Here is a 17121-nt window from a genome sequence, read left to right on the forward strand (position 1 = left end):
GAGATTCGTCCGGTCGCGCCGCCGCACGCCCGGAGACGCTGGTGACGGCGTACGCCGGTCGGCACCGAGGAGGGCACGAGGTGCGAGCACGGCAGCTGAGCCGCTGGACGGCCGGCCTGGTCGCGGTGGCCACGGTCGGCACGAGCACCGCCTGTGGCAACGCCCAGGAGGCGGCCACGACCGCGGCACCCGAACGGAACAGACCAGCCGGCGCCGAGCGGGCCGCCGAGGAGGCGGCTGCGGAGAAGGCGGCGCTGGCGGCCTACTCCGGCTACCTCGCGGCGTCCCGCACGGCGAGCCGGCGCAGCGATCCGCAGGAGCCGGCGCTGACCCGGTTCCTCGCCGACCCACTGCTGACCCGGGTCCGGTTCAGCCTGCGGCAGGCCCGCCAGAACGGTGCGGTGAGCGCGGGCACGCTGCGCTCCGAGGGGCCCACCGTCATCTCGATGGACCTCGACGCGACACCGCCCACGGTGGAGATCCAGGACTGCGTCGACGCCAGCAACTACCGGTTGGTCTACCTCGCCGACGACAAGGTCGTACCGGGCACCCGCGGCTCCCGCCACCTGGCCACCGCCACGGCGGCCCGCTATCCCGACGGTCGCTGGCGGATCAGCGCCGGCGCGGCCCACCAGGACCAGCCATGCTGACCGGGCCGGCCACCCGCCGCCGACCGGCCGCCGTTGTCCGGCGGATGCTGCTCGGCGGCGCGCTAATGGCGCTGCTGGCCACCGGTGGCGCGGTTCCGGCAACCGCCGCCGATCCCGGTGCCGAGTGCCCACCCGCCCAACCGAACTGCAACGTCTGGGACGACGACCCGGGTACCCCCGGTGGCGGCGGTAACGGTGGGGACAACGGCAGCGGCGGCGACAACGGCGGCGGGGGCGGCGGCGTCTGCCAGTGGCAGGGCCGCACCGTTGCCTGCTACGACGACCTGCTCGGCTGGTTCAACAGCGGCAACGGCTGCTACTACAAGCTCGCCGAGTCGCCGCCCACGGAGCCCCCCGAGGGACAGCAGTGGTACCTGAAGAGCTGTAACGCCGGTGCCCTGGGCCAGGGAACCCTTGAGCTGTTGGACACGCCACCGCCGGGCTTCGGCGCTCCGCCGGACCCGGAGGAACTGGCCCGTCGGGCGTTCGCCTCGATCACCCTGCGCGCGCCCCGCGCGTCGGTCGCGCCACGCAGGTCCATCGGCCCCGGGCTGGTCGGTCTGCCGGTCTGGATGTGGGCCGAATCGGGTGTCGAGCAGTTCGGCCCGCAGAGCGCCACCGCCGAGGACCGGGGCCTTGAGGTGACGATTTGGGCCAAGGTGAACCGGGTGGTCTGGGACATGGGCAACGGCGACACCGTCACCTGCGCCGACGCCGGTACCAAGTACGAACGCCGGGGCCCGCACGCCGGACGACGCTCCCCCGACTGCGGCTACCACGACGGCTACCCCGAGGCCGGGACGTACACCGTCCGGGCGACCACGCACTGGTCGGTGACGTGGACCAGCAACGGCGGCGACAGCGGGAGCATCGGCGGTGTCACCCGCACCACGGGCCCGGTCGTCATCCAGATCAACGAGCTTCAGGTGGTGGCCCGGTGAGCGCGAGGAGTGAGCCGATCCTGCGAGCCCCGCAGTCGCGAACGGAAGGTTGGTACCAGTGAGCGTGGCGACCCGCAACGGAACCTCGCCCGTGGACGCGCCGATCGCCCCGCCCCGGGTGGTCCGCCAACGCCGGGTCCGGCCCGGCCTGCTCGGCCTCGCCATCCTGCTGATCGCCCTCGGTGGCCTGGGTTCGGCGTTCGCGGTGACCTCGGTCCGGGCGACCGGCAGTTACCTGGCGGTGGCCCGGGCGGTCGAGGTGGGCGACGTGGTCCGCGCCGACGACCTGGTGTCGGTGCAGGTGGCCGGCGGTCAGGGACTCGAACCGGTGCCCGCCGCCCGGCTCGCCGACGTGATCGGGATGCGGGCCGCCGTCTCGTTGGCCCCGGGCACCCTGCTGACGATGGCGCAGCTCACCGACGACCCGCTGCTCGGTCCCGGGCAGCAGCAGCTCGCGCTCGGGCTGCGCGCGGCCCAGGTGCCGGCGCCGAAGCTGCGCCCCGGTGACCAGATTCTGCTGGTCAGCACGCCGAGCAACGACAGCGGCGGAGGCTCGTCGTCCGGTGCCACCCGGTTCACCGCGACCGTCACCGACGCCGTCTCCACCGATGGACGGGACGAGGTCGTCGTCTACCTGGCGCTCGCCGTCCGGGACGTACCGGCCGTGGTGGCACTGGCCGCCCAGGATCGGATCGCGGTCGTGCTGACCAAGGCGGCCTGAGCATGGCGATCATCGCGCTGGTCTCGGCGAAGGGCTCGCCGGGGGTCACCACCACCGCGCTGGCCTGCGCGTTGAGCTGGCACCGGCGGCTGATCCTCGCCGAGTGCGACCCGGCCGGCGGATCCGTCCTCGCCGGCTACCTCGGTGGCGCGCTCGACGGGCCACGCGGCATTGGTGAGCTGGCTGTCGGCGAGCTGCGGGACGGCAGCCTGGAGAGCTCGTTCTGGTCACAGCTGGTCGACCTGGACGCGCCGCGCCGGGAACGGCTCCTGTTGCCGGGAGTGATCGACCCGGCCCAGGCCGGCAGCGTCACCCCGCTCTGGCAGCGGTTCGCGGACTTCTTCACCGGCCTGGAGCGCGGCGACCCACCGTACGACGTGATCGTCGACTGTGGACGGCTGCACGTGCTCGGCCCACCCTGGCCGCTGCTGCGCGCCGCCTCGGTGGTGCTCGTGGTGTCCCGGGCGCAGCTGCCCGACCTGTCCGGTACCCGGGCCATGCTCCGGGCGATCGAGCGGGACTTCGTCGAGCACCGGGTGCCGTCGGGCACCCTGCGCCTGCTGCTGGTCGGCGGCGGCCACGGTCGGAGCGAGGTCAGCAAGGCCCTTCAGCTGCCGGTGATCGCCCGACTGCCGCACGACCCGCGTACCGCCGAGGTGTTGAGCCTGGGTGGGACGGTGCGGGCGAACCGGCCGCTGCTGCGGGCGGCCCGCGAGCTGGAGGTGCCGATCGGCGCGCTGCTGGAGCGGCGGCGGGCCCGCCTGGCATGGCCCGTGTCCCAGGGGTGCCCGATGCGATTTGAGCCGGTCTCGTCCGACCCGCGCCGGCAACCGCCGGGCGCCACCTCCACCGTCCCGCCGCTGGCCCCGGTCAACGGTTGGCACCAGCCACCGAACGGGTCGGTGCCCGTCGCGGCGCCGCCGGCGGCGCCACCCCGGCCCCGGGTCGACTTCCAGGTGGTGCGCGAGCTGCGCCGGCAGCTCAGCGAGCGGCTCACCCGGTGGCAGCGTGGCCGCGAGTTCAGCGTCGCCGAGGAGGACACCGAGCGCGCCCGGCTCGCGGTCGAGCTGGTCGCCGAGTACGCCGACGCGGTGCGCCGCGCCGGCACACCGATGGCCGCCGGCGAGGAACGGCTGCTGCTCGACCAGGTGACCGCCGAGCTGGCCGGTCTCGGTCGACTCCAGACCCTGCTTGTCGACGACACCATCGAGGAGGTGCACATCCTCGGCTGCGACCAGGTGCGCATCACCCGGCACGGCGGTGGGGTCGACTGGGCCGACCCCATCGCCGACAGCGACGACGAGCTGGTGGAGATTCTTCAGGCGGCGGCCCGCCGAGCGGGCGCGACGGAACGGTCCCTGTCCACCTCGAAACCCACCCTGGACCTGCAACTGCCCGACGGCAGCCGACTGGCCGCGGTGTTCCTGGTCAGCCACCGCCCGTACGCGGTGATCCGCAAGCACAACACCCTCGACGTGACCCTTGACGACCTGGCCGGTGGCCGGGGCGACCTGGACGAGATGATCGACCCGCTGCTGCGCGACTTCCTCCGGGCGTCGATGCGAGCCGGGCTGAACATCATGGTCGCCGGGCTGGCCGGTGCCGGTAAGACCACCGTGATCCGGGCGATGATGAGCGAGATCCCGCCGGACGAGCCGTACGTGCTGCTGGAGGAGAGCCGGGAACTGCTACCGGCCCGCCGTGGCGACCGGCACCGGGCGGTGATGAGCTTCGAGGCCCGGGAGGGGCACGGCGAACGCGGACCGGACGGTCGACCGGCCGGCGAGGTGAGCATCGCCGACCTGATCCCGGTCTCGCTGCGGATGGGAGTGCTGCGGATCATCGTCGGTGAGGTGCGGTCCCGGGAGATCGTGCCGATGCTCCAGGCGATGACCACCAGCCGAGGGTCGATGTGCACGATCCACGCGCGTACCCCGGCCGGGGTGAGCGAACGGATCATCGAGCTGGCGCTCGCCCACGGCCGGGAGATGACCGTCGACCAGGCCCGCCGGATGGCCGGCAACGCGCTCGACCTGATCGTCTACGTCACCGTCGACGACGAGACCGGCATCGGCGGGCGCAAGCACCGCTTCGTCTCGCACGTCGAGGAGGTGCTCGGCGTCGGCGAGAGCAGCCGGATCACCACCACGCAGGTCTTCGGCCCCGGTCCCGACGGCCGGGCGGTCCCCCGGCACCTGCCCGAACGCGTCCGGGACCAGCTGCTGCGGGTGGGCTACGACGCCCGGTTGCTGAGCCGCTGGATCGAGGCCGGCCAGGGTGCCTGGCGCCGGCCCCGGCAGACCCGGCTCGGGCGGCGGTGAGCCGGTGCGTACCAACATCGAGCTGATCGCCCTGGTCTCCGGCGCGGCCTGCGTGGCCGGCCTGGTGCTGGCGGTGGTGGCGCTCGTCGGCACCCGCCGGCCGCCCGGCCGGGCACCCGGCGCGGGGCCGGGGCTCGGGCGGCTCTGGCGCGGCTCCGGCAGCACCGCCCGCGAACAGCGGGCACACCAGGCACTGCTGGTCGGCGCGGTGGTCGCCGGTGCGCTGGCCTTCCTGCTGACCGGCCTGCCCGTGGTGGGCCTGCTGGTGGCGGTGGCGGTGCCGGGTGCACCGTGGCTGTTCTCGGTCGGGCGGGCCGAGCAGCGGGCCATCGCCCGCATCGAGGCGGTCGGCGAGTGGACCCGCCGGCTCAAGGACGTCTCCGCCACCGGACAGGGGCTCCAGCAGGCGATCATCGGCACCGTCACCACCGCCCCCGAGGAGATCCAGGAGGAGGTACGCCTGCTCGCCGCCCGGCTCCAGGCCGGTTGGCTGGCCCGCTCCGCCCTGCTGGCCTTCGCCGACGAGATCGGCGATCCGGTCTGCGACCAGGTGGTCGCGGCGTTGATCCTGCACCTCACCGACCGGGGTGAGCGGCTCGGCGACGTGCTCGGTTCGATCGCCTCGGCCGCCGCGGCGGAGGTCGCGACCCGCCGGGAGATCGAGGCCAAGCGCACCCAGCCCCGGTTCGCGGTTCGCTTCCTCACCGGCATGACGCTGGCCACCATCGCGTACGGGCTGCTCAACCGCGAGTACGTGCAGCCGTACGACACCCCGTTCGGGCAGCTGGTGATGGCGGTGCTCGGCGCGGCCTTCGTGGCGCTGCTGGCCTGGGTGCGCTCGATGAGCCAGCCACCCCGACCGGCCCGTTTCCTGCCGGCCCCGGATCCGAGCGAGGTGGTGGCGTGAACCTGCATCTCACCCTCGCGGTGGTGGCCGGCGCCACGCTCGGGTTGGGCGTGTTCCTGGTGGTCCGTGAGCTGGTCCCGGCGACTCCCGCGCTCGGCCCGGCACTGCGCCGGCTGCACCAACCGCCGGGAAGCGCCCGCACCGGGCCCGCCAACCGGCGGCTGGACTGGCTCACCGGGTTGGCCCGTTGGCTGCGACCCCCACACCGGCAACTGGCGCTGCTCGACCGCACCCCCGAGCAGTACGCCCTCTCCCTGCTGTTGTCCGCCCTGATCGGACTCTCCGCTCCGGCGCTGCTCAGCGTCACCCTCTTCACCGTCGGCGTCTCGCTGCCGCTGGCCGTACCGGTCCTGGGCAGCCTCGGCCTGGCGCTGCTCTGCGCCCTTGTGGCGCACCGGTCGGTGCTGACCAAGGCGGACGCCGCGCGGGACGAGTTCCGTCAGGCGGTCTGCACCTACCTCGACCTGGTCGCGTTGCAGTTGTCCGCGGCGCACGGTCCGGTGCAGTCGCTGGAGCGAGCCGCCGCGATCTGCGAGGGCTGGGTCTTCGACCGGATCTCCGAGGCGCTGCGGATAGCGCAGATGCAGATGCACTCGCCCTGGGACGAGCTACGCGATCTCGCCGATCGGATCGGCATCCCGGAGCTGGGCGATGTCGGCGCGATCATGCGCTCCTCCGGCAGTGAGGGTGCGCAGGTGCACGAGACCCTGCGCAGCCGGGCCGACTCGTTACGCGACCAGATCCGCACCGACAACCTGGCCCGGGCCGAGGGGGTGACCAGCCGGCTCGACATACCCGGCGCGCTGCTGGTCTTCGTCCTGCTCGGCTTCGCCATCTACCCGTTCCTGGCCCGTCTCTAGGCCCGACCCCCAGTGAAGGAGCCCCGATGTCCGTAATCACCTACCTGCACGTCGCGCTACGGGCGCGGCTGGCCGAACTGCGCGGCGACCGTGGCGACAGCCCGGTGCCGACCGCCGTCATCATCTTCGGCCTGGTGGCCGTGGCGATGGCGGTGACCGCCGCCGCCCTCGGCGCGGCAAACGACTGGATGGACAACATCCCGACCCACCAGGCCCCGTCGGACACCTGATCGATGTTCCGTCGCCTCTCCGTCGGCTGGTGCCGGGTGGTCGCCGCCACCCGGCACCGACTGCTGTCCGGGGACGCCGAGCGGGGCGGCAATCCGGTCGAGCTGGCGGTGGCCCTGCCGGCGATCCTGGTGATGCTGTTCGCCTCGATCCAGGTAGCCGTCGTCTTCGTCGCCCGGTCGACCGCGCTCAACGCCGCGCAGAGCGGAGTCAACGCGGAGCGGCTCTTCGACGCCCCGGCCGGTGCCGGCGAGGAGCGTGCGGCCGAGTTCCTCCAGGCCGCCGGGGACTGGCTGGTCGACTGGGACGACCCGGGACCGAGCTGCGCCGCCACGGACACCGACGTGACCTGCACGGTGAGCGGCAAGGCCCTGTCGGTGGTGCCGGGCGTCGACTTCGCCGTCGAGCAGACGGCACACGGGACGGTGGAGCGATGGACCGAGCCATGAGCCGGGGTTCCGTCTCGATCGAGGTGGCGGTGCTGGCACCGGCCTTCGTGGCGATGATGGTGCTCGGCGGGGTCGCCGGGCGTACCGCGGTGGCCAGCGCGGCGTTGGAGGCCGCCGCGCACGACGCGGCCCGGGCGGCGTCGATCTCCCGGGACGCCGCCACCGCCCGGCGGGAGGCACGCGAGGCCGCCCGCCGCCAGCTCGACTGGCGGGGTGGCCTGCTCCGGGGCCCCGCAGGTGACCCTCCGCGGCTCGGTCGACGGACGGTCCACCACCTTCAACCGGGTCTTCACCAGCCAGGTCGGGCAGAACGCCACCGTCACCGTCGAGATCGCCTGCACCGTCTCCTACGCCGACATGAACCTGCCGGCGCTGACGATGCCGGACGGACAGCGGATCACCGCCTCGTTCACCTCGCCGCTGGACCGCTACCGGAGCCGGGGATGACGGCCGGGCGCGGCGACGCCGGTCGGGTGAGCATCTTCCTCGCCGTGGCCCTGATCGGGGTGCTGGCCATCATCGGCATGGCGTTCGACGGCGCCGGTCAGCTCCGCACGCTGCAACGCGCCGAGAACCTGGCCGCCGAGGCGGCCCGCGCGGGCGGCCAGGCCATCGACCGGGCCACCGCCATCGAGGGCGGGCCCAAGCGGATCAACCGGCGCGAGGCCCGCCGCGCCGTCCGGAACTACCTCACCACCGCCGGCGCCAGCGACCACACCGTGACCTTCCCGGTGGTCGACGGCGAAACCCTGATCCGGGTACGCGTCGAGGTCACCTACGACCGGGCGGCGCTCGGCCTGTTCGGCTTCTCCAACACCGTCACCGTTTCCGGTGAGGCGACCGCACGGGCGCTGACCGGGGCCTCCTAGGAAAGGGAAGGTAGCCATGGCCGCATCAGGTGGCACCGCCGTACGGCGGGTCGGTCGGATGCTCACCGGCTTCGGTGCGCTTGTCGTGCTGATCGGTCTGCTGGTCGGCGGACCGATCGCGCTGCTGGCCTTCGCCGGCAACCCGCTCCCCGACCACGTACCCACGCTCGCGGAGATTGGCACCACGCTGACCAGCCGCGACGACGGTCAACTCTTCCTGCGGGCGCTGGCGATCATGGGCTGGTTCGGCTGGGCCACCTTCGCCCTGTCGGTGCTCGTGGAGCTGGGCGCACAGGCGCTGGACCGGCCCGCGCCCCGGCTGCCCGGCATGGGCCGGCAGCAGGGGCCGCCGCCGCGCTCGTCGGTTCGGTCGCGCTGATCCTCGCCGCCAGCCCCGCCGCCACGGCCGCCACCACGGCTTACGGCACGACGGCGTACGCCGGTGGAGCCGCTTCCGTCACCGCATTCACGCCTTCTCCCGCGATGGCGGCTCAGCCGGCGACAGGCGCGCGAGCGGACAGTGCCGGCGCCTCGACCGGAGCGCCCGTTTACCGGGTCGCCAAGGGTGACTACCTGGGTGGAGTCGCCGACCGGTACCTCGACGACTTCGACGACTACCACCGGTTGGCCGCACTGAACAAGCTGCGGAACCCGGACCGGATCCGCCCCGGCCAGCTCATCAAGCTGCCCGAGGAGGCACACGATCAGGGTTCCCGGCAACATGCCACCGGCCGGCTGGTCGCACCGAAACCCCGGCCCGTTCCCGGGCCGGAACGGACCGAGCAGACCCGCCCGACGCCGACCAACCCGGGCGACGCGGTGGAGCGGCCCGGCGAGGCGGTGGAGTCGCCCGGCGCCCGACCGAGCGACCGGGGTCCGCCACGACAGCGCCGGCCGGTCCGGAGGGACAACAGCCGGAGCCGCCGCGGAGCGAGACGCCGGAGGGTCACTCGCCGGTGGTGACGGTGGGCGCGTCCCGGGCCGGCGAGCCCGACCGGGTGAACCGTCCACTCGCCGTGTCCGCCGTGCTGGCTGTGGCCAGCATCGTCGGCGCGCAGATCGGTGCGGTGCTCGGCCTGCGCCGCCGACCGGCCGTCTCCCGCGCCGGCACCCGCCACCAGCCGCCGGCCAGTCCTCTTCGCGAGCTGCCCGTCGGCCGACACCGTAAGGACTGACGCCCCACGGGTCGGGACCTACGCCTTCGTGATGCGTGGCAGTCGAAGGAGCCGACACGCCGGCCACGGACTCCCGCTACTGCCACAGATCCAGCAAGTCGGAAACCCGGGTCAGGGCAGCCGGGCCTCCAGGCGGCCGTCGACGATCCGGGTCGGCAGCACCTGCTGGTCGTTCGCGGAAGGGCCGTGCACCACCTCGCCGCCGTTGAGTCGGAAGGTGCTGCCGTGCCACGGGCACACCACGCACGCGTGCCCGTCGACCTCGCGTACCTCGCCCTCGCCGAGCGGCCCGCTCTGATGCGGGCAACGCTCCAGCATGACGGTCACGTCGTCACCGTGGCGGTAGAGAATCACCGACACGTCGTCGACCTTGCGGGTGACGAGTTCCCGCTGCGGCAGGCTGGTCATCTCCGCCACCGGGTGCCAGCCCTCGCTGATCAGGTGCAGGTCGGAGACGCTCACGTTCACCTGAGCACCCTGCTTGTACGCCAGGTGCCCGCCGAGGTACGCACCGGCACCGGCGGCGCTGAGTCCGAGCCAGCCGAGGGTGCGCCCGAGGCCGTGCCGACCGGACAGCCGCGCGGCCAGCGAGGCACCGTACAGCGCCAGCCCGACGGAGTTCGACGCGGCGTGCACCAGGCCGACCCGACGCTGGTCACGGGAGAGTCCCGCCCAGTCGTTGAGGCCGGCCACCGCCGCCGGCAGGGCGCCGATCGTGCCGACCGCGGTCATGGTGGTCGCCGCCCTACGCTGGCCGGGCATCAGGTCCAGCACCGCCGCGCTGATCCACGCGCCGACCGGCAGCTGCACCATCGCCGGGTGCAGCGGGTGCCCCAGCCAGACGCCGTGCAACAGGTCACGGACCCGCTGTGGGCGCAGCACACCCTGCACCGTCTGCTGCAACCGGTCACCGAACCGGTCCAGGCCGGAAGCTTGCTCAATTCTCGTCAACAACGCTCGCACGGGTAACGACTTCCCGTCGTACGCCACCGCAAACCGGTCGTCGGGGACGAATAGCCAGCCGGGCGACGCCGGGGCATGCTGACGGGATGACGGTACGGGTGGAACGGGACGGGCCGGTGACCACGGTGATCCTGGACCGGCCGGCGGCCCGCAACGCGGTGGACGGGCCGACCGCCCGGGCGCTCGCCGACGCGTTCCGGGCCTTCGACGCGGATCCGACGGCGGCGGTGGCGGTGCTCTGGGGAGCCGGAGGCACGTTCTGTGCGGGCGCCGACCTGAAGGCGATCGGTACGCCGAGCGGCAACCGGGTCGAGCCGGACGGCGACGGTCCGATGGGTCCGACCCGGATGGTCATCGGCAAGCCGGTGATCGCCGCGATCTCGGGGTACGCGGTGGCCGGTGGCCTGGAACTGGCGCTCTGGTGCGATCTGCGGATCGCCGAGTCGGACGCCGTGCTCGGGGTTTTCTGTCGCCGGTGGGGAGTGCCGCTGATCGACGGCGGAACGGTCCGGCTGCCCCGGCTGATCGGTGAGAGCCGGGCCATGGACCTGATCCTCACCGGGCGGGCGGTGCCGGCCGCGGAGGCGTACGCGATGGGGCTGGTCAACCGCCTGGTCGACCCGGGCGAGTCCCGGGCGGCGGCCGAGCGACTGGCCGCCGAGATCGCCCGCCATCCACAGACCTGCCTGCGCAACGACCGCGCCTCGGTGCTGGCCACCGCCGCCCAGCCGGAGCCGGAAGCCCTGGCCACCGAGCTGGCCTACGGCCTGCACTCCCTGGCCACCGACGCGGCGGCCGGCGCCGCCCGCTTCACCGCTGGTGCCGGCCGCCACGGCACCCCCACCCCCTGACCACCCATCCCCACCGACGATCATGCAGTTGTGGCGCCCGAAGAACCGTGTTCACGGCCTTTGTCAGGTGCCACAACCGCATGATCGGCACGGCAAGGGGGTGGGGTCAGTTGCGGGTGATGGTGAAGGTGGGGGTGGTGTTGCGGATGTCCTGATGGTTGTTGTTCAGGCGGAGGTTGGTGAAGGTGACGGAGCCGACGGCGGGGCCTTGGCCCGGCTCGGGCATCTCGTTGGCCCAGATGGCGAAGCCGGACTTGGCGTCGAAGGCGTCACCGCTGCGTTGTGCGCCGCTGATCGACACGTTGCTGAAGACCGTGTCGGTGATCGGATTCTCCGGCTGGCCGCCGGTGTACTTGGTCTGGAACATGATTCCTGAGTACGTCGGGTCGACGATGTCCACGTCACTGACGCGGATGCCACGGAATTCCTTCGACGCGGAGAACACCCAGATCGCCGGGAAGGTCTGCGCGCCCCAGAAGTGGCCGCCCGACCGGATCAACGAGATGTTCTCGAAGCGGGTGGGTGGGCTGGCCCCGAACCCGATGAACGGGTAGCCGAAGTCCAGCGAGCTGATCGTGATGCCCGAGTACGTCAATTGATCGGCGATGTAGAGGTTGCGGAAGACGTTGTCGTAACCGCCGTACACCGCGATCCCGGCAGCCCGCCAGGTCAACGTCGCGGTCAGGTTCTCGAACACATTGCCGTGGTTGCCGGTGGAGGCACCCTGGTCGGTGGCGGAGAAGAGCGCGAAGGCGTCGTCGCCGTTGGACCGGCCCTCCGAGTTGCTGACCAGGTTGTTGGTGCTGCCGTTGGTCAGGTTCACCGCGTCGGCGAAGGTGTTGCGGAACCGGCTGTTGGTGATCTTCAACCCGCTGACGCTCACCCCCCAGTACGCGCAGACGGTGTGCTCGACCCAGACGTTGTCCAGGTTGAGGTTGTCGACATCCTTCAGCTCACCCCAGACCTTGCCCGGCCCGTCCTGTCGCACGGTGTAGTTGCCGAAGAAGGCGAGGTGTTCGAAGGACGACCCGCTGGCGCTGGGCTCGACCCGGAACCCCGCGTCGGTGTTCTGCTGCGACGGGGGCGTCTGGAACCGGGTGAACCACATGCCCGCGCCGACCACCTTCACCGCTTTGCCGTACACCTGGAACTTCTGGGCCGTCTCGTAGCTACCGGCGGGCAGGTAGACGCCGATCAGGTTGCCGGTGGTGTCCATCCGGACCGCGTCGAGCGCACTCTGCACGTCGGCGTGACTGAACCCGTTCGGCACCCGGTATCGCGCCGGGTCCGGGTTCGCCCGGGGCGTCACCTGCTCCAGGTTGATGAAGTCGATGGCGTACGTGGTGGAGTTCGCCGGATCCTTCTGCAAGCGGATCCGGCTGCCCGCCGGGATTGTCGAGTTCAGCAGCACGTTCGCCTCGTCGTAAATGTGCCGGGGCGGCCCGGCGCTCGGCGAGTCGCTCGGGCTGGCCTCCGCGCCGTACAGCCAGATGTGCTTCGAGGTGAGGCTGATCGGCTTGTGCAGTACGCCGTTGACGTAAATGTTCAATGTCGAGTTGATCCCGCCGCCGTTCGGAGCATCGGGCATGGAGAAGCGGGTGACCAGGGCGTTGGCCGACGCCTTGGTGGTCCACTCGACGTACGCGCCGGTGGTGTTCAGGGTGACCGCCCGGCGTCCGGACGCCTCACCGGCCAGGTCGCCGATGGTCCGGTTCGGCCCGACGATCTGCGCCCCGCCGCCGACCGAGCCCTCCTCGGCCTCGTACATGTCGTACGGCAGGTTGGCGCCGCGACCCACGAACAGCGGTCGCTCGCTTGTGTTGTTGGCCCGCTTCACCGGCAACTCGTTGGCGTCGGCGGCGATCACCACCCGGACGGTGTGCCGCCCGTTGGCGGCCGTCCAGTTGCCCAGGTTCACCGGACCGGCCGTGGCGCCGGCCCCGATGGTGCCGGTGTACGAGCCGGTGAGGGTACGCACAACCGTGCCGGCGTCGTTGAGCACGGTGAGCGTGAGGCCGTGCGCACCGCCCGCCGACGCGATGGTGCCCTGGTTGCGCAGGGTCACCGCGAAGCTGACGTTGGCACCCGCGCTCGGTGTGCCAGGTGACCAGGTGACCGCCGAGGCGACCAGGTCGGCGCTGGCCACCGGGCTGACCACCAGCGGGCCCGCCGCGGTCCGGACGTTGTTCGACTCGTCCTGCTCGATCACGGTGTTCGCCGGGTCGACAGTGGCGCTTGGCTGGTAGCTGCCAGCGGTGCGGGCCGCCACGGTGGTGGACACGGTGGTCGCGGCCCCCGCCGCCAGGGCGCCGACGTTCGCCTGGCCCACCTTCGTACCGTCCAACGCGAAGTCGACGGTGCTCGCGCCGGAACCCGCCGTGCCAGCGTTGCGGACAGTGGCGGTGAGGGTCAGCTGGTCCGTCTCCACAGGTGCGGCCGGGACGAAGGTCAGACTGGTGACGGTGAGGTCCGGGTTCGGGGCCGGCGTGCCGATCACCTGCAACTCGGCGACCTGTCCGTTGGGCGCGCCGGAGTTGGCGGTGAACTGGAGCCGGACGTCGGCGGCGGTCGCCGAGACCGGGATGGTCACCGTGTTGCTGCTCGACGGGCTGAACGAGTGGCTCGCCGAGCCGGCCAGCGTGCTGAACCCGGAGGCGGACTGCGCCCGCCCCAGGATCGAGAAGGTCTGGGCGCGGGGGCCCCAGGCCGGGTCGGGGTTGAGCTTCACCACGACCGCGCTGATGCTCGCGTTGGCGCCGAGCGCCACGGTCAGGGTGCTCGGGTACGCCCCTGGCGCACCCTCCCAGTAGGTGGTGACGTCGTCGTCGACAGCGTTGGCGGCGGCGAAGACGTGCACCATCGAGGAGGCCGTGACCGGCTTGCCGACGGCGAGGTTGGTGCCGCCGGGCATGCTGCCGGTACGGGTGACCGTGTTGCTGTTGGCCGAGACGTTGTCGGCGGCGTCACGGGCCCGTACGAGGTACGACACCGTCGCGCTCGCCGGCTGCGTGTCCGTGTACGTCAGGGTCGTACCCGACACGCTGGCCCGCAACGACCCGTTGGCGTACACGTCGTACCGGGTCACGCCGACGTTGTCGGTCGACGCCGACCAGGTCAACCGGATCTGTCCGTTGCCCGGCTCGGTGAACGCCAGGTTCGTCGGCGCGGTCGGTGCCTGGGTGTCGCCGGTGGCCGGACCGTACACCTCCAGCTCGGAGAGCTGCCCGGCGGGCCAGCCGGTGTTCGCGGTGATCAGCAGCCGGACGTGGCGGGTGGCGGCCGGGGCGACGGTTACGGTCACCGTGTTGTTGCCCGCCGGGCTGAAGGTGTACCCGGCGGAGCCGACCAGGGTGTTGAACGTCGATCCGTTGGTGCTGCCCTGCACGGTCAGCGTCTGGGTGCGCGCTCCCCAACCGGCGGGCAGCTTGAGCACCAGCCGGTCGACGGTGATCGTGGCACCGAGGTCGACCTGGATCCACTGTGGGAAGGCGTTGTTCGGGCTCTCCCAGTAGCTGCTCTGGTTACCGTCATTGGCGTTGGTGACCACGTAGACGTCGTTGTGACCGCTGGCGGACATGCTCCGGCCGGCGGCCAGGTTGGGGCCGCTGGCTGCGGCGGCGGGCGGTGCGGGGGCGGCGGTGAGGGCGAGGCCGACCGCGACGAACACGGCGGTCAACCGGGTGCGGAATCTGGACATGGGGAATCGACACCTTCTTCCGGGACGTGGAGAGGCGTTGCGGGGTGGTGCTTCTGGTGCGGCGTCGCCGGGCCCCGCCGAAGCGGAGCCCGGCGACGGGTCAGGTGGAGTGGACCTCGAACTCGGCGACCTGGGCCGCCGGCCAGCCGGTGTTGGCGGTGACGTGCAGTCGAAGGAACCGACGTTCCCCGACGGGCAGGTTGATCGACACGGTGTTGCCGGTGGTCGGGTCGAAGGTGCGGCCCGCCGTGCCGGCGAGGGTGGTCCAGGAGTTGCCGTCGGTGGAGCCGAGCACCGACAGCGTCTGGGTACGGGTCTGCCAGGCCGGCGCTGGCGGTAGCTTCAGCACCACCCGACCCACCTGCCGGGCGCTACCCAGGTCCACGGTGAGGGTCTGCGGGAACGCGTGGTTGGCGCTTTCCCAGTAGCTGCCGGGCTCACCGTCCACCGCGTTGCCGGCCAGGTAGTTCTGCGTGTGGCTGGAGGCGACGACCGGCCGGCCCAGGGCCAGGTTCCCGACGGCCGGCGGGGGCGTGGTCGGTGGCGGGGTGCTGGGCGGCGGCGAGGTGGGCGGTGGGCTGGTCGGGCCGCTGCCCCACTGCGGCTCCGGCCACGGACCGCAGTACGGCGTCGAGGTGTACCAGCCGGAGTTGCCGGCACCCTGGGTGATCTGGAAGCCGCTGCCCACGCAGTTGTGCACCGGGTTGGCCTGTGCGATGCCGGTGGCCCGGACATCGGTGAAGGAAACCTGACTCGGTGCCTGCACCTGGAGGGCGTAGGTGCCGGCGCCGTCGATGCGTACGTTGGTGAAACTGATCCCGCTGGTCGCCCCCTCGATCCAGTGCAGGGCCGCGTAGGAGCTGTCCAGGATGTCGGTGTCGCTGACCATGATCGACGCGTCGCGGATCGGTTCGTTCAACGCGGAGAACCAGATCGCGCCGACACCGAAGCGCCAGTTGTAGTCGGAGTTGCCGTTACGGATCAGCGTGTTGCGGGCGACGGTGATTGTGCCGGCGACCGCGGTCGGGCCGTGCACGCCGGTGTAGCGGTTGGCCACGTGGATGCCACCGCCGTTGGTGACCGAGTCGGCGGTCACGTTGTCGGTGATCCGGATGTCCCGCCCGCCGTAGGTGACCAGGTGATTGGCGAGGACGGTCACGCCGATGGTGTTCCGGGTGAACGAGTTGCCGACGTTGGGCACGGTGTCCGCCCACATGGCGAGGGCGTCGTCGCCGGTGTTGCGGACGAAGGCTTTCGTCACCGTGGAGTTGGTGACTCCCCAGTGGAAGTTCACCCCGTCGGCGGTCTGGTCGAGGATCCGGCTGTTGCGGATGGTGAAGTTGTCCATCGGGCCGTCCATCCAGGCACCGACCTTGGTGTGCTGCATCCAGACGTTGTCCACCACGGAGTCGGACATCGCTCCGCCGATGGCGTTGACCTGGTCGGAGTCGACCCGTTCCCGGACGTCGCCGATGATCGCGAAATCCCGCAGCAGCACGTTGCGGCTGGGGCCGCCGGCCTCGTGCGGGCGGATCTCGCCCCGGTAGCCGCCACCGGTGACGTACCTGCCGTAGATGCCGGCGGCCCGCTTGCGGTCGGTGGGGTGCCGGCCGCCGAGCACCGAGTACCAGGGGCCGGCCCCGCGCAGGGTCACCCCGTCGACCACCACGTGGTCCCAGAGGGTGAAGCTGCCCGGCGGGATCCACACCGTACGGCTTTGCGCCCGGCCGGCGTCCACGGCGGCCTGGAAGCGGGCGGTGGAGTCGGTGGCACCGGTCGGGTCGGCACCGAAGTCGGTGACCACGTCGAGGACGTTGGCCGGCTTGGTGATCGGTGCGGCGACCAGCTCGAAGTCGGCCAGGTCGATGGTGAAGGTCGGCGACTGGGCGGTCGACGCCACCTGGAGCCGGATCTTCGTGCCCGTCGGGTAGGTGGTGCCGAACAGGGCTCGGGCTTCGTCGTAGAAGTGGTGCGGGTTGATGTCGCCCGGGTTGTTGTTGAACGGGTAGCCGCCGTAGTACCAGCCGTACTTCGAGGTGACCGGCACCGCTTTGACCAACGTGCCGTTCGCCCGTAGGTCGATGGTGGCGTCGCGGCCGGTGCCGGCGGCGTTGTCCGGGATGCTGTAGCGGAAGGTGACCGCGTTCGCCGGGGCGGTGAGGGTGAATTCGACGTACTCCCCGACCGCGTCGAGGGTGACCGCCTCACGGCCGCTCGCCTCTGATGGCAGCGTGCCGTAGCGCCGGTCCGGACCGATTCTGGTGCCGCTGTGTGTCGCGTTCTCCGCCTCGTGCTCGATGAACGGTACCGTCGCACCCCGGCCGGCGATGTCGAACGGGGAGAGCCCGGCGGCGCGGGCCGGGGTCGCGGTGGTGGTGAGTGTGATCACCGAGATCGAGGCGGCGGCCAGTGTGGTGCCGGTGAGCAGGGCAAGCGTCGCACTGATCCGGTTTCTGGGCTGGTGCGGGACGGTGTGGTCGGCCATGAGC

13 protein-coding genes and 3 pseudogenes are annotated in these 17121 nt (G+C 71.9%); 13 read left to right on the forward strand and 3 right to left on the reverse strand.

The annotated features are described in order from the left end of the window. Nucleotides 1-80: 80 nt before the first annotated feature. From ENC19_RS08680 to ENC19_RS31765, 12 genes and pseudogenes are all read left to right on the forward strand, one after another. Nucleotides 81-650 carry a hypothetical protein gene (locus ENC19_RS08680; RefSeq protein ID WP_164446606.1) on the forward strand — a complete coding sequence of 190 codons (570 nt, stop codon included), beginning with the start codon at nucleotides 81-83 and terminating at the stop codon, nucleotides 648-650. After that, a complete protein-coding gene (locus ENC19_RS08685; RefSeq protein ID WP_164446607.1) occupies nucleotides 644-1591 on the forward strand; it encodes a hypothetical protein in 948 nt (315 codons plus the stop codon). The genes ENC19_RS08680 and ENC19_RS08685 overlap by 7 nt, the downstream gene beginning before the upstream one ends. A gap of 58 nt (nucleotides 1592-1649) precedes the next feature. Beyond that, the gene (locus ENC19_RS08690) at nucleotides 1650-2312 is read left to right on the forward strand and encodes an SAF domain-containing protein (RefSeq protein ID WP_164446608.1); all 663 of its coding nucleotides are present in this window, start codon (nucleotides 1650-1652) and stop codon (nucleotides 2310-2312) included. Between the two features lie 2 nt (nucleotides 2313-2314). Next, a pseudogene (locus ENC19_RS08695) lies at nucleotides 2315-3103 on the forward strand (ParA family protein); the annotation flags it as partial. Then, nucleotides 3104-4633, forward strand: coding sequence for a CpaF family protein (locus tag ENC19_RS08700; protein ID WP_164446795.1), 1530 nt, complete (start codon nucleotides 3104-3106; stop codon nucleotides 4631-4633). A gap of 4 nt (nucleotides 4634-4637) precedes the next feature. Next, nucleotides 4638-5540, forward strand: a complete 903-nt coding sequence (locus ENC19_RS08705) for a type II secretion system F family protein (RefSeq protein WP_164446609.1) — start codon at nucleotides 4638-4640, stop codon at nucleotides 5538-5540. Then, nucleotides 5537-6400, forward strand: coding sequence for a type II secretion system F family protein (locus ENC19_RS08710; RefSeq protein ID WP_164446610.1), 864 nt, complete (start codon nucleotides 5537-5539; stop codon nucleotides 6398-6400). The genes ENC19_RS08705 and ENC19_RS08710 overlap by 4 nt, the downstream gene beginning before the upstream one ends. Before the next feature lie 26 nt (nucleotides 6401-6426). Beyond that, nucleotides 6427-6630, forward strand: a complete 204-nt coding sequence (locus ENC19_RS08715) for a hypothetical protein (protein WP_164446611.1) — start codon at nucleotides 6427-6429, stop codon at nucleotides 6628-6630. Nucleotides 6631-6633: 3 nt separating this feature from the next. Then, nucleotides 6634-7077: a TadE/TadG family type IV pilus assembly protein gene (locus ENC19_RS08720; protein WP_164446612.1), complete on the forward strand. Its 444-nt coding sequence runs from the start codon at nucleotides 6634-6636 to the stop codon at nucleotides 7075-7077. Beyond that, nucleotides 7062-7524 (forward strand): annotated as a pseudogene (locus ENC19_RS08725) (TadE/TadG family type IV pilus assembly protein). Before ENC19_RS08720 ends, ENC19_RS08725 begins: the two are co-directional and overlap by 16 nt. Beyond that, entirely contained in the window at nucleotides 7521-7946 is a 426-nt protein-coding gene (locus ENC19_RS08730; RefSeq protein WP_164446613.1) for a pilus assembly protein TadG-related protein, read from the forward strand. The pseudogene ENC19_RS08725 and the gene ENC19_RS08730 overlap by 4 nt, the downstream one beginning before the upstream one ends. 58 nt (nucleotides 7947-8004) lie before the next feature. Then, a pseudogene (locus tag ENC19_RS31765) lies at nucleotides 8005-9121 on the forward strand (LysM peptidoglycan-binding domain-containing protein). Nucleotides 9122-9232: 111 nt separating this feature from the next. Here ENC19_RS31765 and ENC19_RS08745 read toward each other — a convergent pair. Then, nucleotides 9233-10084: a Rieske (2Fe-2S) protein gene (locus ENC19_RS08745; protein WP_164446615.1), complete on the reverse strand. Its 852-nt coding sequence runs from the start codon at nucleotides 10082-10084 to the stop codon at nucleotides 9233-9235. A gap of 86 nt (nucleotides 10085-10170) precedes the next feature. Here ENC19_RS08745 and ENC19_RS08750 point away from each other — a divergent pair, with 86 nt between their 5' ends. Further along, complete coding sequence (locus ENC19_RS08750; RefSeq protein WP_164446617.1) at nucleotides 10171-10935, forward strand: crotonase/enoyl-CoA hydratase family protein; 765 nt, start codon at nucleotides 10171-10173, stop codon at nucleotides 10933-10935. 106 nt (nucleotides 10936-11041) lie between these two features. On the opposite strand, the gene ENC19_RS08755 is transcribed toward ENC19_RS08750, so the two are convergent. Both ENC19_RS08755 and ENC19_RS08760 read right to left on the reverse strand, forming a co-directional pair. Beyond that, nucleotides 11042-14632: a discoidin domain-containing protein gene (locus ENC19_RS08755; RefSeq protein WP_166458178.1), complete on the reverse strand. Its 3591-nt coding sequence runs from the start codon at nucleotides 14630-14632 to the stop codon at nucleotides 11042-11044. 100 nt (nucleotides 14633-14732) lie between these two features. Continuing rightward, nucleotides 14733-17117, reverse strand: a complete 2385-nt coding sequence (locus ENC19_RS08760; RefSeq protein WP_164446618.1) for a discoidin domain-containing protein — start codon at nucleotides 17115-17117, stop codon at nucleotides 14733-14735. Nucleotides 17118-17121 lie beyond the last annotated feature (4 nt).

This window comes from Verrucosispora sioxanthis, assembly GCF_010560025.1.
In the GTDB taxonomy this organism is placed as follows: domain Bacteria; phylum Actinomycetota; class Actinomycetes; order Mycobacteriales; family Micromonosporaceae; genus Micromonospora; species Micromonospora palythoicola.

Bases quoted from the DNA above. Each gene is read 5' to 3' on its own strand.
- ENC19_RS08685 (WP_164446607.1), top strand. From the start codon at position 644: ATGCTGACCGGGCCGGCCACCCGCCGCCGACCGGCCGCCGTTGTCCGG.
- ENC19_RS08700 (WP_164446795.1), top strand. From the start codon at position 3,104: ATGCGATTTGAGCCGGTCTCGTCCGACCCGCGCCGGCAACCGCCGGGC.
- ENC19_RS08715 (WP_164446611.1), top strand. From the start codon at position 6,427: ATGTCCGTAATCACCTACCTGCACGTCGCGCTACGGGCGCGGCTGGCC.
- ENC19_RS08720 (WP_164446612.1), top strand. From the start codon at position 6,634: ATGTTCCGTCGCCTCTCCGTCGGCTGGTGCCGGGTGGTCGCCGCCACC.
- ENC19_RS08730 (WP_164446613.1), top strand. From the start codon at position 7,521: ATGACGGCCGGGCGCGGCGACGCCGGTCGGGTGAGCATCTTCCTCGCC.
- ENC19_RS08750 (WP_164446617.1), top strand. From the start codon at position 10,171: ATGACGGTACGGGTGGAACGGGACGGGCCGGTGACCACGGTGATCCTG.
- ENC19_RS08755 (WP_166458178.1), bottom strand. From the start codon at position 14,632: ATGTCCAGATTCCGCACCCGGTTGACCGCCGTGTTCGTCGCGGTCGGC.
- ENC19_RS08760 (WP_164446618.1), bottom strand. From the start codon at position 17,117: ATGGCCGACCACACCGTCCCGCACCAGCCCAGAAACCGGATCAGTGCG.